The organism is Streptomyces sp. NPDC107517, assembly GCF_055582645.1.
The window spans coordinates 230,577-246,605 of the sequence record NZ_JBVJPM010000008.1 but is presented as its reverse complement, the minus strand read 5'-3'; the positions used below and the strand labels follow the sequence as shown (position 1 = coordinate 246,605).

15 protein-coding genes are annotated in these 16,029 nt (G+C 71.6%); 10 read left to right on the top strand and 5 right to left on the bottom strand.

Going from position 1 to position 16,029, the window contains the following annotated elements; translation table 11 throughout:
- Positions 1-6 precede the first annotated feature (6 nt).
- Positions 7-1,554 carry a purple acid phosphatase family protein gene (locus ACZ67T_RS20745; RefSeq protein WP_469985800.1) on the bottom strand — a complete coding sequence of 516 codons (1,548 nt, stop codon included), beginning with the start codon at positions 1,552-1,554 and terminating at the stop codon, positions 7-9.
- 250 nt (positions 1,555-1,804) lie between these two features.
- On the opposite strand from ACZ67T_RS20745, the gene ACZ67T_RS20740 reads away from it, so the two are divergent.
- Positions 1,805-2,854, top strand: coding sequence for a 3-isopropylmalate dehydrogenase (locus tag ACZ67T_RS20740; protein ID WP_453776720.1), 1,050 nt, complete (start codon positions 1,805-1,807; stop codon positions 2,852-2,854).
- Positions 2,855-3,132: 278 nt separating this feature from the next.
- On the top strand, positions 3,133-4,221 hold the full coding sequence (locus tag ACZ67T_RS20735) for a branched-chain amino acid aminotransferase (RefSeq protein WP_469985798.1): 1,089 nt from the start codon (positions 3,133-3,135) through the stop codon (positions 4,219-4,221).
- Between the two features lie 20 nt (positions 4,222-4,241).
- Here the strand turns inward: ACZ67T_RS20735 and ACZ67T_RS20730 are convergent, their stop codons facing one another.
- Positions 4,242-5,690, bottom strand: a complete 1,449-nt coding sequence (locus tag ACZ67T_RS20730; RefSeq protein ID WP_469985796.1) for a cytosine permease — start codon at positions 5,688-5,690, stop codon at positions 4,242-4,244.
- Positions 5,691-5,847: 157 nt separating this feature from the next.
- Between ACZ67T_RS20730 and ureA the strand changes: the two genes are divergently transcribed.
- The 4 genes from ureA (at position 5,848) to ACZ67T_RS20710 (ending at position 9,937) form a co-directional block, all read left to right on the top strand.
- Complete coding sequence (ureA, locus tag ACZ67T_RS20725) at positions 5,848-6,537, top strand: urease subunit gamma (protein WP_100595002.1); 690 nt, start codon at positions 5,848-5,850, stop codon at positions 6,535-6,537.
- Positions 6,534-8,267: an urease subunit alpha gene (locus ACZ67T_RS20720; protein ID WP_469985794.1), complete on the top strand. Its 1,734-nt coding sequence runs from the start codon at positions 6,534-6,536 to the stop codon at positions 8,265-8,267. Before ureA ends, ACZ67T_RS20720 begins: the two co-directional genes overlap by 4 nt.
- 10 nt (positions 8,268-8,277) lie before the next feature.
- Positions 8,278-9,306 (top strand): agmatine deiminase family protein, encoded by a 1,029-nt coding sequence (locus ACZ67T_RS20715; protein WP_469985792.1) that lies wholly within the window; start codon positions 8,278-8,280, stop codon positions 9,304-9,306.
- 76 nt (positions 9,307-9,382) lie between these two features.
- Complete coding sequence (locus tag ACZ67T_RS20710; RefSeq protein ID WP_469985943.1) at positions 9,383-9,937, top strand: TetR/AcrR family transcriptional regulator; 555 nt, start codon at positions 9,383-9,385, stop codon at positions 9,935-9,937.
- A gap of 13 nt (positions 9,938-9,950) precedes the next feature.
- Here ACZ67T_RS20710 and ACZ67T_RS20705 read toward each other — a convergent pair whose 3' ends face one another.
- From ACZ67T_RS20705 to ACZ67T_RS20695, 3 genes are read right to left on the bottom strand one after another with little or no spacing between them, the layout of a single operon-like run.
- The gene (locus ACZ67T_RS20705; protein ID WP_469985790.1) at positions 9,951-10,859 is read right to left on the bottom strand and encodes a 5-oxoprolinase subunit C family protein; all 909 of its coding nucleotides are present in this window, start codon (positions 10,857-10,859) and stop codon (positions 9,951-9,953) included.
- Positions 10,856-11,506 carry a 5-oxoprolinase subunit B family protein gene (locus ACZ67T_RS20700; RefSeq protein ID WP_469985788.1) on the bottom strand — a complete coding sequence of 217 codons (651 nt, stop codon included), beginning with the start codon at positions 11,504-11,506 and terminating at the stop codon, positions 10,856-10,858. The genes ACZ67T_RS20705 and ACZ67T_RS20700 overlap by 4 nt, the downstream gene beginning before the upstream one ends.
- Complete coding sequence (locus ACZ67T_RS20695) at positions 11,503-12,264, bottom strand: LamB/YcsF family protein (RefSeq protein ID WP_469985942.1); 762 nt, start codon at positions 12,262-12,264, stop codon at positions 11,503-11,505. Before ACZ67T_RS20695 ends, ACZ67T_RS20700 begins: the two co-directional genes overlap by 4 nt.
- A gap of 175 nt (positions 12,265-12,439) precedes the next feature.
- Here ACZ67T_RS20695 and ACZ67T_RS20690 point away from each other — a divergent pair, with 175 nt between their 5' ends.
- The 4 genes from ACZ67T_RS20690 to ACZ67T_RS20675 all read left to right on the top strand — a co-directional run bounded on the left by ACZ67T_RS20690 (position 12,440) and on the right by ACZ67T_RS20675 (position 16,001).
- Complete coding sequence (locus ACZ67T_RS20690) at positions 12,440-13,195, top strand: DUF969 domain-containing protein (protein ID WP_469985786.1); 756 nt, start codon at positions 12,440-12,442, stop codon at positions 13,193-13,195.
- A complete protein-coding gene (locus ACZ67T_RS20685; protein ID WP_469985784.1) occupies positions 13,192-14,181 on the top strand; it encodes a DUF979 domain-containing protein in 990 nt (329 codons plus the stop codon). The genes ACZ67T_RS20690 and ACZ67T_RS20685 overlap by 4 nt, the downstream gene beginning before the upstream one ends.
- A gap of 84 nt (positions 14,182-14,265) precedes the next feature.
- Positions 14,266-14,910, top strand: a complete 645-nt coding sequence (pcp, locus tag ACZ67T_RS20680) for a pyroglutamyl-peptidase I (protein ID WP_469985782.1) — start codon at positions 14,266-14,268, stop codon at positions 14,908-14,910.
- 95 nt (positions 14,911-15,005) lie between these two features.
- Positions 15,006-16,001 carry a DUF2891 domain-containing protein gene (locus ACZ67T_RS20675; protein WP_469985780.1) on the top strand — a complete coding sequence of 332 codons (996 nt, stop codon included), beginning with the start codon at positions 15,006-15,008 and terminating at the stop codon, positions 15,999-16,001.
- Positions 16,002-16,029 lie beyond the last annotated feature (28 nt).

Here is a 16,029-nt window from a genome sequence, read left to right as displayed (position 1 = left end):
GCGCCCCTACGGCTGTGCGCCCCGCTTGATCTCGAAGTAGTCGATGCGCTCGCCGCTCTCGGCCAGCGCGGAGACCTTCAGCCTCGGGGTCACGCCCGCCCCGCCGGTCTCCGCCTCCACCGCGAGGAACGAGAAGCCGGTGTACCGCACCCGCGACCACTGAACGGTGTCCGGGTCCGGCAGGCGTGACTTCGTCCAGTGGAACGTCACGATCGACTCGCGGTCCTGGACATGGCCCTCGTAGCTGTCCTTGACCCCGAGACCGAACCCGTAGAGGTCCTTGCCGGCGCCGCCCGCGGTGACGTACACGATGCCGTCGCGCGTCGGATCGGTCGACGCGCCGACCGGCACCGGCTTGCCCACCTCTCCGTCCTTGATGGCGTCCGTGCGCTCGTACACGTGGTTGTGCCCGTTGATCACCAGGTCCACCTGGTGCTCGGCGAACAGCGGCAGCCACGCGGCGCGCACCCCGCCGTCGGAGGCATGCGTCGACGTCGAGTACGCGCAGTGGTGGAAGAAGACCACCACGAAGTCGATGTCCTTGCGTGCGCGCAGCTCACCGAGCCGCTCGGCCAGCCACGCGGTCTGCTTGCCGTCCGTGTAGCCCTTGTTCGCGGGGATCTCGTACGAGACGTCGTTCGCGTCGAGCGCGACGACGCCCACGTTCCCGTACACGAAGGAGTAGACACCCGGCGCGTTCCGCGGGTCCGGGCCGTTGTCCGGCAGGGTCCAGCGGGCCGACTGGCCGCCGTACCCGTTGGGGGAGTACCAGGCCTCCATGTCGTGGTTGCCGGTCGTCACCATCCACGGCACCGACTTCGCGACCGACTCCGTCTGCGCGAGGAACTGGTCCCACACGCGCGCGTCGTACGTGTCCGACTCCTTGCCGTGCCCGCTGCTGTCCGCGTAGCAGATGTCGCCCGCGTGCAGATGGAACGAGGGGTTCTGGCCCAGGATCAGCTGGTCGTTGGCGAGCGCGTCATAGCTGACGCCCTGGTCGCCGAAGGCCGTGAAGACGAACTTCTCCGCCTTCGCCGGAGCCGTGCGGAAGGAACCGATCGTGGCGATGCGCTCGGCGGACGCCGGGTCGAAACCGTCGTGGCCCACTCCGTAGTAGTACGTCGTCCCGGGGGTCAGGCCGTCCAGGGCCGCGTGCAGATAGTGCTGCTCGACCGCCGGGAGCTTCTTCGACAGGCTCGGGGTGTGCAGCGCGCGCACCTCCGCCTCGATCTTCCGGCTGAGGTCCCAGGGCTTCAGACCCACCCGTACGAACGGCTTGCGCACCGCGAACGGCACCTGCCAGGAGATCCGCATCTGCGTCTTCGGGTCGGCGCCGAAGGCGAGATGGCGGGCGAAGGGCGCGACGAGGGAACCGTCGACCTGCACGGCCGCCGAGCGGACCGGGGCGGCGGGCGAGACGGGAGCGGAAGGCGCCCCGTACGCCGAGGAGGCCGAGCCGCCGAGCAGGGTCAGACCGCCCACGCTCGCCGCGGTCCCGGTCAGCGCGCGCCGCCTGCTGAACCGGGCCCGCAGGTACTCGTGCTGCTCCGGCATGCTCAGGCGGCGTGCCAGCTGCTCGGGAATGCCGACGTTCGGTGTGGGGGGTCCGGGGGGTGTCCCCCTGGAAGGCACAGTCATGGAAAGAAAACTTCCCAGTAACAACCAACAAGGGCCATACCTGCGGGTGAACAGAAATCGACCGCGCGGCGGCCCCTACGGCGCGCGCACGACGGACCGCAAGGGTGGATGTCCGAATGGCGGACATCCAGTGTCATTCCATGGGACGCGGAAGTAGGGTGCCCGTATGTCGGTTAGCTCTCGCATCCTCAATCTCGCAGTGATCCCCGGTGACGGCATCGGCCAGGAGGTCGTGGCCCAGGGGCTCAAGGTCCTCGGCGCCGTCCTCCCGCAGGATGTGAAGCTGGAGACCAAGGAATACGACTTCGGCGCCAGGCGCTACCACGCCACCGGTGAGACCCTCACCGACGCCGATGTCGCGGCGCTCAAGCAGCACGACGCCATCCTGCTCGGCGCGATCGGTGACCCCTCGGTCCCGTCCGGCGTCCTCGAGCGCGGCTTCCTGCTCAAGCTCCGCTTCCTCTTCGACCACCACGTCAACCTCCGCCCGAGCAAGCTGCTCCCGGGTGTGGCGACGCCCCTCAAGGGCCAGCCGGAGATCGACTTCATCGTGGTCCGCGAGGGCACCGAGGGCCCGTACACGGGCAACGGCGGCTCGATCCGCACCGGAACCCCGCACGAGGTCGCCACCGAGGTCTCCGTCAACACGGCGTTCGGTGTCGAGCGCGTCGTCCGTGACGCCTTCGCCCGCGCCCAGGCCCGCCCCCGCAAGAAGCTCACGCTGGTCCACAAGAACAACGTGCTCTCCTTCGCGGGCCACCTGTGGACGAACATCTTCAACAAGGTGGCCGCGGAGTTCCCCGAGGTCACCACCGACTACCTGCACGTGGACGCGGCGACGATCTTCCTCGTCACCGACCCCGAGCGCTTCGACGTGATCGTCACCGACAACCTCTTCGGCGACATCATCACCGACCTCGCCGCTGCCGTCTCCGGCGGCATCGGCGTCGCGGCCTCCGGGAACATCAACCCGTCCCGCGAGTTCCCGTCGATGTTCGAGCCGGTCCACGGCTCGGCCCCCGACATCGCCGGTCAGGCCAAGGCCGACCCCACGGCCACGGTCCTGTCCGTGGCGCTCCTGCTGCGTCACCTCGGTTACGAGGCCGAGGCCGCCCGTATCGAGGACGCCGTCTCCGCCGACCTGGCCGAGCGCGGCACCACCGCGCGGTCGACCGACGAGATCGGCGACGCGCTCGCCGGACGAGTAGCCGGCTGACCCGCCGCTCTTAATGCACTTAAGAAGCCGCCGGGTCGCATCCGCACCCGGCGGCTTCACCTATGCGGTCCCCGGGTGCCACCATCAACCCCTGGGCCGCGCCTCACGCTGTACCCGTACCGGACGTTTTCGTCCATCGGACCCCACGAGCGATAATCGGACGTGGGGCCGCGGTGAACGCAAAAGCTCGGACGACCAAGTAGTTGGGAAGTTCGTGCTTCCAGCTGCGCGAGCGTGACAGCGGTCCGTCACACACAACCGGTGAAGGACACGCAACCATGACGACGCCCACGATCGAGCTCAAGCCCTCCTCGACCCCGCTGTCCGGCGCGGAGCGCGAGGCGATCCTGGCCAACCCCGGATTCGGCCGCCACTTCACCGATCACATGGTGACGATCCGGTGGACCGAGGGCCGCGGCTGGCACGACGGGCAGCTCGTGCCCTACGGACCGCTCTCCCTCGACCCCGCGACGAACGTCCTGCACTACGCGCAGGAGATCTTCGAGGGCCTCAAGGCCTACCGCCAGCCCGACGGCACCGTCGCCACCTTCCGTCCCGAGATGAACGCCAAGCGCTTCCAGGCCTCGGCGCGCCGCCTGGCCATGCCCGAGCTGCCGGTCGAGACGTTCATCGAGGCGTGCGACGCGCTGGTCACGCAGGACATCGCGTGGGTCCCGGCGCACGGCGGCGAGGAGTCCCTCTACCTGCGCCCCTTCATGATCGCGACCGAGGTCGGCCTGGGCGTGAAGCCCGCCAACGAGTACCTCTTCATCGTGATCGCCTCGCCCGCGGGCGCCTACTTCGCCGGTGGCGTCAAGCCCGTGTCGATCTGGCTGTCCGAGGACCGCGTGCGCGCCGTTCCCGGCGGCATGGGCGACGCCAAGACCGGCGGCAACTACGCGGCGTCGCTGCTCGCCCAGGCCGAGGCCGCGGCCCAGGGCTGCGACCAGGTCGCCTACCTCGACGCCGTCGAGCACAAGTGGGTCGAGGAACTCGGCGGCATGAACCTGTACTTCGTGTACGGAGACAAGATCGTCACCCCCGAGCTGACCGGCTCGCTCCTCGCGGGCGTCACCCGTGACTCGCTCCTGTCGGTCGCCCGCGACCTGGGTTACGAGTCCGTCGAGGGCCGTGTCTCCATCGACCAGTGGCAGGCCGACTCCGAGAACGGCACGCTCACCGAGGTCTTCGCCTGCGGCACCGCGGCGGTCATCACCCCCGTCGGCACCGTCAAGCGGGACGGCGCCGAGTGGTCCCAGTCGGGCGGCGAGCCCGGCGAGGTCACGCTGAAGCTGCGCGAGGCGCTGCTCGACATCCAGCGCGGCACGAGCGTGGACAAGCACGGCTGGATGCACCAGCTCGGCTAGGACCCCCGTCGGCCGGGTCGTCACTCACTGCTCGTGACCAGGGCCGCCTCGGACTTCTTGTCCGCGGCGGCCCTGACGCGTACCGAGCGCACCTCACGGGCCGTCAGCGCCAGGTAGGCCGCCCCGCCGACCAGGCCCGACAGCAGGAAGCTGCAGTCCACGCCGCCCGTCAGGGAGAGCAGCGGGCCCTCGTACGACGGCAGGGACACCGAGAGCAGGCCGACGAACGCGCCCAGGGCCCAGGAGACGGTGGCGCGCGGGTTCCAGCCGCCCCGGTACCAGTAGACGCCGCCGCGCGAGCGCCGGTTGAAGACCTGGAGCGCGTCCGCGTCGTAGACGCCGCGGCAGCGGACGAAGCCGATCAGGGTGATCACGGCCCAGGGGGTGCCGATCGCGGTGAGGAGCAGGACGAACGACGTCATGGCGTCCTGCGCCGCCCACGCGAAGTGGCCGACGAAGACGCAGACCGTGGCGACGGCCGCGACCGTGTAGGTCGCCGCCGTGCGGGAGGCGCGGGGCAGGATCGCGTCCAGGTCGAGGCCCATGGAGTAGAGCATCAGGCCCGCGTTGCCGACCGAGCCCGCGGAGGCGGCGAGCAGCAGCGGGATCAGGTACCAGGTGGGCGAGGCGGAGACGAGCGAGCCCGCGTAGTCGAGGGCGGCGCGGGCCGCGTACGCGGTGAACGTGCCGAACAGCTGGGGCGTGAGCAGGCCGACGATCAGGCCGAGCCAGGTGGCGCGCAGGACGCTGCGCCGGGAGTGGCGGGCCGGGGACACGTAGCGCGTGTAGTCGCCGAGGAGCGTGATGAAGGCGATGGGGCCCGACAGGCCGGCCGCGACGAGGGCGAGCAGCCAGGTCGGCCAGAACGAGCCGAGGAGGTAGCCGCCCGCGCCCGGCAGCGGCGCCGTGGTGAAGTGCGGGGCGTATGCGACGACGCCGAGCGCCAGGAGCGCGGTCATGCCCACGGCCAGGACGCGCGAGAGGCGCAGCAGGACGCGGTAGCCGTAGACCGCGCCGATCACGGTGGCGGCGGCCAGGAGCGCGTAGACGACGCCGTAGGTGAGGCCCGACTCGGGCACGCCGAACAGGCGGTGCAGGACGCCCGTCATCGCGTCGCCGCCGATCCACACGGTCAGCGCCGTGTAGCCGAGCGACAGGAGCAGGCCGACGATCGAGCCGACGAGCCGCCCGCGGACACCGAACTGGGCGCCCGACGACGTCGACAGGTTCGTGCCGGTGCGCAGGGAGACCAGGGCGAGCGGGGCGGTGAGTGCCGTGCCGAGGAGCGTGCCCGCGATCACTGAGGTGACCGAGGCCCACCAGCCGAGTCCGAACGACACGGGCAGCCAGCCGAAGACGATCACCCCGAGGCAGAGGTTCGAGCCTAGGAGGATCGAGACGATGTCCCGGGGACCGCTGGTGCGCTCCTCATCGGGGATGGTGTCGACACCGCGCTGTTCTATCGCCATGGGGGGACCCCTGATCTTTGCGTCGTTGCATCGGTCGCGTCGGGTACTTTAGAGCAGCGTTCAATGTGACCCATCACAAGCTGACACGTCAATGTTTCCGAGTTGTGAATCGTATGGTTAGAGTGAAGTTCTAAACCTGTACGGGAGGTGTGGTGGCGTGCGTCTGACCCCCACGGAACGTGATCGGCTGCTGCTGTTCGGGGCCGCCGAGCTGGCCAGGGCCCGGAAGAACCGGGGCCTGCGGCTCAATGTCCCCGAGGCGACGGCCCTGATCGCGGACACGGTGTGCGAGGCGGCCAGGGACGGCCGCCGGCTCGCCGAGGCCATCGAGGCGGCCCGCTCCGTCCTCGGCCCCGACGACGTGCTCCCCGGCGTCTCCGACGTCGTGACGGAGGTGCACGTCGAGGCCGTCTTCGACGACGGGTCCCGGCTCGCCGTGGTCAGTGACCCGATCGGCTCATCGCTGGGCGACGAGGCACCGGGCGCGCTGCTCCCGGGCCCCGAGCACAGCGACCCGCCGGCCACGGTGACGCTCACGGCGACCAACACGTCGAGCGTCCCCGTCTCCGTCACCTCCCACTTCCACTTCTTCGAGGCCAACCCGCGGCTCGACTTCGACCGCGCGGCCGCGTACGGCATGCGGCTCGCCGTCCCCGCCGGTTCCTCGGTGCGGTTCGGGCCGGGGGAGAGCGCCGAGGTGGGCCTCGTGCCCATCGGCGGCGCGCGCGTCGCGATCGGCTTCGCCGGGCTCGTCGACGGCCCGCTGGACGCGCCGGGCGCCAAGGAGGAGGCCCTGCGCAGGGCAGCCGCCTGCGGATATCTCGGAGTGAAGGGAACGGGCGCATGAGCAGGCCCACCAAGCACAGCGACCACTGCGCGCCGGGCAGCCGGCACATCGACCCCCACGCGTACGCCGCCACGCACGGCCCGCGCGCCGGTGACCGCGTCCGCCTCGGCGACTCGGGCCTGACCGTGCGCGTCGAGTCCGACGCGCAGGCGTACGGCGACGAGTTCCTCGCCGGGTTCGGCAAGACGGCCCGCGACGGACTGCACCTCAAGGCCGCCGCCGTCCGCGAGACCTGTGACGTCGTGATCAGCAACGTCCTCGTGATCGACGCCGTGCAGGGGATCAGGAAGGTCTCCATCGGCATCCGCGAGGGGCGGATCCACGCCATCGGGCGCGCCGGCAACCCGGACACCCTCGACGGGGTCGACGTCGTCGTCGGCACCGGCACGTCCATCGTGTCCGGCGAGGGCCTCATCGCCACCGCGGGCGCCGTCGACACCCACGTGCACCTGCTGTCGCCGCGCATCATGGAGGCCTCGCTCGCCTCCGGCGTGACCACGATCATCGGCCAGGAGTTCGGGCCCGTGTGGGGCGTGGGCGTCAACTCGCCCTGGGCGCTGCGCCACGCGTTCAACGCGTTCGACGCCTGGCCCGTCAACATCGGCTTCCTCGGCCGGGGTTCGTCCTCGCACGACGCCCCGCTGATCGAGGCGCTGGCCGAGGGCGGCGCGTCCGGCTTCAAGGTGCACGAGGACATGGGCGCCCACACCCGCGCCCTCGACACCGCGCTGCGCGTCGCCGAGGAGCACGACGTCCAGGTCGCCCTGCACAGCGACGGCCTGAACGAGTGCCTGTCCGTCGAGGACACCCTCAGGGTCCTCGAAGGCCGCACCATCCACGCCTTCCACATCGAGGGCTGCGGCGGCGGTCACGTACCGAACGTCCTGAAGATGGCGGGCGTACCGAACGTCATCGGGTCGTCCACCAACCCCACGCTGCCCTTCGGCCGCGACGCGGTCGCCGAGCACTACGGCATGATCGTCTCGGTCCACGACCTGAAGACCGACCTGCCGGGCGACGCCGCCATGGCCCGCGACCGGATCCGCGCCGGGACGATGGGCGCCGAGGACGTCCTGCACGACCTGGGCGCCATCGGCATCACGTCGTCGGACGCGCAGGGCATGGGCCGCGCCGGCGAGACCGTGCGCAGGACCTTCGCCATGGCCGGGAAGATGAAGGCCGAACTCGGCCCGATGGCCGGCGACGGCGAGTACGACGACAACGCCCGCGTCCTGCGCTACATGGCGAAGCTGACGATCAACCCCGCCATCGCGCACGGCCTCTCCCACGAGGTCGGCTCCATCGAGGCCGGCAAGCTCGCCGACATCGTGCTGTGGCGCCCCGAGTTCTTCGGTGCGAAGCCGCAGCTCGTCCTCAAGGCCGGATTCCCCGCTTACGGCGTCGTCGGCGACCCGAACGCGGCCACCGACACCTGTGAACCCCTCGTCCTGGGGCCGCAGTTCGGGGCGCACGGCGCGACCGCGGCGGACATCTCCGTCGCCTTCGTCGCCCAGGCCGCCCTCGACCAGGGCAACGACAAGATGCCCACCCGCCGCCGCCGCGTCGCCGTCCGCGGCACCCGCGGCATCGGCCCCGCCGACCTGCGCCTCAACTCACGCACCGGCTCCATCGACGTCGACCAGGCCACCGGACTCGTCACGCTCGACGGCGACCCGGTCCGCTCCGAACCGGCCGACTCCGTCTCCCTGAACCGTCTCTACTTCCTGTGAGGACCCGCTCATGAGCAGCTTCCACATGCCCCCCGAGTGGGCTCCGCACGAGCGCACCTGGATGGCCTGGCCGAGCCCCAACCCCACCTTCACCAACGACGAGGAGCTGGCCGAGGCGCGCGAGGCCTGGGCGTCCGTCGCCCGCGCCGTACGCCGCTTCGAGCCGGTGACCGTGATCGTCGCCCCGGGCCAGAGCGACTCGGCCCGCGCGCTCCTCGGCGACGACATCGAGCTCGTCGAGCGTGACCTCGACGACGCCTGGATGCGCGACATCGGCCCCACGTTCGTCGTCGGCGACGGCCGGCTCGCCGCCGTGGACTGGACGTTCAACGGCTGGGGCGCCCAGGACTGGGCCGTCTGGGAGCACGACGCGAAGATAGCCCGCCACATCGCGGACCTCGCCGGCGTCCCCGTCCACTCCTCCTCCCTCGTCAACGAGGGCGGCGGCATCCACGTCGACGGCGAGGGCACCGTGCTCCTCACCGAGACCGTGCAGCTCGACCCCGACCGCAACCCGGGCCGCACCAAGGCCGAGGTCGAACAGGAGATCCACGCCAGGATCGGCACCACCAAGGCGATCTGGCTGCCGCGCGGCCTCGCCGGCGACTACGGCGTCTACGGCACCCGCGGCCACGTCGACATCGTCGCCGCGTTCGCCGCGCCCGGCGTCGTCCTGGTCCACTCGCAGCAGGACCCCGCCCACCCCGACCACGAGCTGAGCAAGCAGCTCATCGCCCAGCTCCAGGGCGAGACGGACGCCAAGGGCCGGCCCCTCGAGGTCGTCGAGGTCCCCGCGCCGACCGTCCTCAAGGACGACGAGGGCTGGGTCGACTACTCGTACATCAACCACTACCTGTGCAACGACGGCGTCGTCCTGTGCTCCTTCGACGACCCGAACGACGAGGTCGCGGCCGGGATCTTCCGCCGTCTGTTCCCGGACAGGACCGTCCAGCTCGTGGACGCCCGTACGATCTTCGCCGGGGGCGGTGGCATCCACTGCATCACCCAGCAGCAACCCGAGATCACGCCCGCACACTGAAAGACCCGCAGGAGTCCCCGTGGCCCAGGCACGCCGGAAGAACGCCCCTCCGCGCGAAGAGGTCCTCGCCGCAGCCATGGAGATGATCGCCGAGCGCGGCCTGGAGAAGCTCACCATGGCCGCGCTCGGCCGCGAGGTCGGCATGAGCAGCGGCCACCTCCTCTACTACTTCGGTTCGAAGGACGAGCTGCTCCTGCGGACCCTGGAGTGGAGCGAGGGCCGCCTCGGCGCGGAGCGGGCGCGGCTCCTGTCCGGCGGCGGCACGGTCCGCGAGCGTCTCGACGCGTACGTCGACCTGTATGTCCCCGACGCGCAGGGCGACCCGCACTGGACGCTCTGGCTGGAGGTCTGGAACCGCTCGCAGAACGCCGAGGCCGACGGCGACGCGCGCGAGCGGCAGGCCGCGATCGAACTGGCCTGGCACCGCGACCTCGTCGCGCTGCTGGCCGAGGGCACCTCGCGCGGCGAGCTCCCTCCCCTCGACCCCGACCGTTTCGCGGCCCGGCTTCGGGCACTGCTCGACGGCTTCTCCATCCATGTCGCGATCGGCCTGCGCGGCACGGACCGGGCCCAGATCCTGTCCCATGTACGGGAGTTCCTGGACGAGGCGCTGCCCCCCAGGGACTCCTGACCGGGCGGCGCGGTCAGGCCGGGCTCTTGTGGTTCCTTGTCCGGTCCGATCCGGAAGAGGGCCCCTGCTGCAGTGTGAAGCGGACCGGTGTCCCCGGGGCGGCCTGGGCCGCCCCGGCCAGGGCGGCCTCCGCGACCACGGCGATCACCGGGTAGCCGCCGGTCGTCGGGTGGTCGTGCAGGAAGACCACCGGGCGGCCGTCGGGCGGCACCTGCACCGCGCCGAGCACCATGCCCTCGCTGGGCAGCTCACCCGGCAACTCCCTTTTCAGGCAAGGGCCTTCGGTGCGCAGGCCGATGCGGTTGCTGTGCGCGGACACGCGATATGTGGCGGTCGTGAACGTGCGCAGCGCCTCGGGGGTGAACCAGTCGGCGCGGGGGCCGAGCCGCACCGGAAGGGTCAGTTCGCGGGGCGGGGCCGGCCAGGGCGCGGCGGACGGCGTCGGTGGGCAGGGCGCCGCCTCACCGACGGGCAGCACCTCGCCGTCGCGCAGGGGAGCGGGGCCGAGGCCCGACAGAAGGTCCGTCGAGCGGCTGCCGAGCACGGGCTCGACACTGATCCCGCCGGCCACGGCCACGTAGGAGCGCACGCCGTGGGTCGCCGGCCCCGCGTCGAGGACCGCACCCGCGGGCACCCGCACCGGGGTACCCCACGCGACGGGTCTGGCGTCCAGGTTCACCGCGCAGGGGGCGCCGCCGACGACGACGGTGACCGGGCGGTCGGGCCGCAGCGTGCACCCGGTGAGCGTGGTCTCCAGGACGGCGGCGTCCCCGGCGTTGCCGAGCAGCCGGTTGGCGAGCCGCATCGCGGGCGCATCGAGGGCGCCGGAGCGCGGAACTCCCAGGTGGGCGTGGCCGGTTCGGTCCGCGTCCTGGATCGTCGTGAGGGCTCCGGCCCGTACCAGGGTGATCTTGGCGGTCATGCGCGGCCTCCTGCGGCGACGAAGCGCACCTGGGTGCCCGGCGTCAGGAGCGCCGCCGCCTCCCGGGACGGGTCCCACAACGGCGCCGGGTCCGGCATGGTGCCGATCAGCTGCCAGCCGCCGGGGGTCGCGCGCGGGTACACGGCGGTGTAGGGGCCCGCGAGGGCGAGCGCGCCGGCGGGGACGCGGGTGCGTGGGGTCGCGTGGCGCGGTACGTGCAGCTCGGCGGGCAGGCCCGTGAGGTAGCCGAAGCCGGGGGCGAAGCCGCAGAACGCGACGCGGTACGTGTGAGCGGAGTGGCGGGCGGCGACCTCGTCCTCGGGGACGCCCCAACGGGCCGCCACCCCGGCGAGGTCCGGGCCGTCGTAGATCACCGGGATCTCGACGACGGCCCCCTCCTCGGGAGCGTGCAACGGGATGTCCCAGGACATGAGCCCACGGGCCAGGAGCCCGGGGTCGCCCACCCCGTCGAGCAGGACCGTGCACGCGCCGGGCACGATCTCGGCGACGGGCGGCAGGGTCCCGGCGGCGCGGCGACGGAGCAGCTCGGCGTGGAGCGCACCGGTGCGACCGGCGTCCGGCAACTCCACGAGCAGCGCGTGCGGCCCGGCGGGCCGCACCACCATCGAGGGCGACGAGGCGGTCATGCGAACGCCCCGACCTTGACGCCGGCCTCCTCGAGCGCGTGGCGCACCCGGACCGCGAGCCGGGCCGCGCCCGGGGTGTCGCCGTGCAGGCACAGAGAGCGGGCGTCGACCGTGACGCGCGTACCGTCCACCGTGTCCACGGTGCGCTCGACGGCGAACGCCACGGAGCGGCGCACCACCGCGTCCTCGTCGCAGACCACGGCGTTCGGCTCGCTCCGGGGCACCAGCGTGCCTCGGGAGGTGTAGGCGCGGTCGGCGAAGGCCTCCGGCACCGGCGTGAGACCGGCGTCCGCCGCGGCGGCGAGCAGCCGGGAGCCGGGCAGTCCGAGCACAGGCAGCGAACCGCCCGCGAGCTGGACCCCCGCCACCACGGCGCCCGCCTGCTCCGCGTCATGGACGGTCCTGTTGTAGAGCGCGCCGTGCGGCTTCACATACGCCACCTCGGCCCCGGCCGAGGTGGCGAACACCCTCAGCGCCCCGATCTGGTAGGCCACCTCGGCCGCCAGCTCGTCCGCGGGCACATCCATCGCCCGCCGCCCGAAGCCGGCCAGGTCGCGGTACGACACCTGCGCCCCGATCCGTACGCCGCGCGCGGCCGCGAGGTCGCAGACGCGGCGCATCACCGAGGGATCGCCCGCGTGGAATCCGCAGGCGACATTGGCGCTGGTCACCACGGAGAGCAGGGCCTCGTCGTCGGTGAGGGTCCAGCGGCCGAAGCCTTCGCCGAGGTCGGCGTTGAGGTCGATGAGGTCCTGGATCACGTTCGTAACGTAGGGGATTGTTGAACGATTCGACAAGAGGTTGATTTGGTCACGGACGTCTCACACCCCTTGTTCGATCGTTGAACGATCCCTTACGGTCCGTGGATCCCCCATGGAACCGGACGCGCCTGATCCGGTTCGTGCTCCCTCATGCTCTGAAGAAGGCCGCCGCATGATCGTTCTTCTCGGCGTGCTCGTGGTGATCCTCGGATTCGTCACGCGCCGCAACCCCGTCCTGGTGGTCGGTGTCGCCGGAATCGTCACCGGACTGCTCGGCAAGCTCGACCCGCAGGAAGTCCTCGCGGCGTTCGGCAGGTCCTTCGCCGACAGCCGCTCGGTCACCGTCTTCGCCATCGTCCTGCCGGTGATCGGTCTGCTCGAGCGGTACGGCCTGCGCGAGCAGGCCCGCACCCTCATCGGCCGCCTCGGCAAGCTCAGCGCCGGCCGCTTTCTCGCCGTGTACCTGCTGATCCGCCAGGTCACCGCGGCCTTCGGGCTCAACAGCATCGGCGGCCCCGCGCAGACGGTGCGCCCGCTCGTCGCGCCCATGGCCGAGGCCGCCGCCGAACGCACCACCGGCGGCCCGCTCCCCGACCGGCTGCGCGAGAAGGTCCGCTCGTACTCCGCCTCGTCCGACACCGTCGGTGTCTTCTTCGGCGAGGACTGCTTCATCGCGATCGGCTCGATCCTGCTGATCACCGGGTTCGTGAACTCGACGTACCACCAGCAGCTCGAACCCACCGAGCTGGCCCTGTGGGCGATCCCGCTCGCGGTCTGCGCCCTGATCATCCACGGCGCCCGGCTCCTGCTCCTGGACCGGAAACTGGAGCGCGAGATGGCCCTCCACGCCGCCGAGAACGAGCTGCCGCTGCCGCACCAGGCCACGGCGTCCCGCACGCGCAACGGGTCCGAGGAGGCCGACAAGTGATCAAGGTCGAGTGGCTCTACTGGCTCATCGGACTCATCTTCGTCGTCATGGCCGTGCAGATGGCGGCCGACCGCACCAACCCCAAGCGGTGGACGTCCGCCGCGTTCTGGGGACTGCTCGGGCTCACCTTCCCCTACGGCACCGGCGTCGTGAACGCCGAACTGAACGCGGCGACGCCGGGCTCGGCGAGCTGGACCCTGCCCGCCGAACCCCTCGGCGTCGCCGTCCTCGCCCTCATCGTGCTGGCCGGATTCAACTTCATCGGCAAGGGTGTCCCGGTCACCACCACCGACGAGCAGCGCCAGGCCTCCGCGGCCCGGCTCGGCAGCAAGCTCTTCGTCCCCGCCCTGACGATCCCGCTCGTCGCCATCGTCTGCGCGTCCTTCCTCGACGAGTCCGGCCTGTTCGAGACGGGGAAGGCCACGCTCATCGGCCTGGGTCTCGGCTGCCTCGTCGCGCTCGCGGTCGGCATGTTCGTCACGGGCGAGAAGAAGATCTCGGTTCCGATCCACTCGGGCCGCTCCATGCTGGAGGCCATGGGCTCGGCCCTGCTGCTTCCTCAGCTCCTGGCGGTGCTCGGCTCGATCTTCGCGGTCGCCGGCGTCGGCACCCAGGTCGGCACGCTGGTGAACGACGTCCTGCCCGACAACTCCAAGTACCTCGCCGTGATCGCGTACTGCGTCGGCATGTTCCTGTTCACCGTGATCATGGGCAATGCCTTCGCCGCGTTCCCCGTGATGACGGCCGCGATCGGCTGGCCCGTCCTCATCCAGCAGATGCACGGCAACGAGGCGGCCGTTCTGGCGATCGGCATGCTGGCGGGCTTCAGCGGCACGCTCTGTACGCCGATGGCCGCCAACTTCAACATCGTCCCGGCGTCGCTCCTCGAACTGAAGGACCAGTACGGCCCGATCAAGGCACAGCTGCCGACGGGGCTCGCGCTGCTCGTCTGCAACATCGTGATCATGGCCCTGTTCGCCTTCTAGGGCTGGCCCCGCCCAGGAAACCGGCTCCGTCCGGGAACGGTTCCCCCTCCGGGAACGTGCGCCGTCCCAGAAAGGTCGACACAGATGACCCGCGTCCTCATCACCGGCTTCGAGCCGTTCGGCGGCGAGAGCGTGAACCCCTCCTGGCAGGCGGCCTCCCTGGTCGCCGCCGAGCCGCCCGCAGGCCTCACCGTCACCGCGGTGCAACTCCCGTGCGTCTTCGGTGAGTCCGTGGCCGCCTTGCGCCGAGCCGTCCGCGAGAGCGGACCGGACCTGGTCGTCTGCGTCGGCCAGGCGGGCGGCCGTCCTGGTGTCACCGTCGAGCGGGTCGCGGTCAACGTCGACGACGCCCGCATCCCCGACAACGCGGGCGCGGCGCCGGTCGACGAGCCGGTCGTCCCGGGAGGTCCCGCCGCGTACTTCTCCACGCTGCCGATCAAGGCGTGCGTCGCCGCGATGCGGGAGGCCGGGGTGCCGGCCGCCGTCTCCAACACGGCGGGCACGTTCGTCTGCAACCACGTGGCGTACGGCCTCGCCCACCTCATCGCGACCGAACGTCCCGGTGTGCGGGGCGGGTTCGTCCATGTGCCGTGGGCGCCGGAGCAAGTCCGAGACGGCACCGCCGCCGCGCTGCCCCCCGTGACAGTGGCCCACGGCCTGCGGGCGCTGCTGCTCGCCGCGGCGGCCACGACGCAGGACCTGCGGGTGACCGAGGGGGCCACGCACTGAGCGTGCGGCCGCGAGCCGTCCGTGCCCGAGCGCGCAGTTCCCCACGCCCCGACGGGGCGCCCCGCAGTCGAACCCACCTACGAGGAGCTCTCCCCATGACCCAGGCCGCGGAATTCGCCCGCCTCGCCACGGGCAACGTCACCCGCGAATACCCCAACTTCCCCGCTCACCTGGTCACTTCGGCCGACGAGGAGACCCGACCGAGCACCCTGCACCCCGCCTTCTACGGCGCCTACGACTGGCATTCGTCCGTCCACATGCACTGGCTGCTCGTCCGGCTCCTGAGGCGGCGCCTGCCCGATCCCGCCCAGGTCGCCGAGGTCACCGCCGTACTCGACCGGCACCTCACCCCCGCCAACCTCGCCACGGAAGCCGCCTACCTGCGGAACCGGCCCACCTTCGAGCGCCCCTACGGCTGGGCCTGGCTGATCGCGCTCGCCGCCGAGTGCCGTGCCCTCGGCGGCCCGGACGGCGACCGCTGGGCGGACGCGCTCGCCCCCGCCGTCACCGCCGTCGACCTGCTGCTGAGCGAATGGCTGCCCAAGGCCACGTATCCCGTACGCCACGGCAACCACCCCAACAGCGCCTTCGCGCTGGCTCTCGTCCTCGACGCGGGCGAGCGCGCGGGGCTGCCCGCGGTCACCGTCGAGGCCGTACGGGACCGGCTGCGCTCCTGGTTCGCCGGCGATCACGACGCGCCCGCCCACTGGGAGCCGTCGGGGCAGGACTTCCTCTCCCCGGCGCTCACCGAGGCCGACGCGATGCGGCGGGTGCTGACGGGGCCGGAGTTCGATCCCTGGCTCGACCGGTTCCTGCCCGCGCTGCGCGCCGGCGCGCCCTGCCCCCTCCTGGAGGTCCCGGTCGTCTCCGACCACGCCGACCCGCAGATCGGTCACCTGCTTGGCCTCGCCCTCAGCAGGGCGGCCGCCCTGCGCGGCATCGCGGGGGCGCTCCCGGACGGGCCGGTCCGCACGCGCCTCACACAGGCGGCGGACGCCCATCTCAAGGCCGGGCTGCCCGCCGTGGAGCGCGGCGACTTCACCACCGACCACTGGCTGGCCACCTTTGCCACGCTCGCCCTTGAGGCGTGACCACAAAGAACACAAGTACGCGTGATCG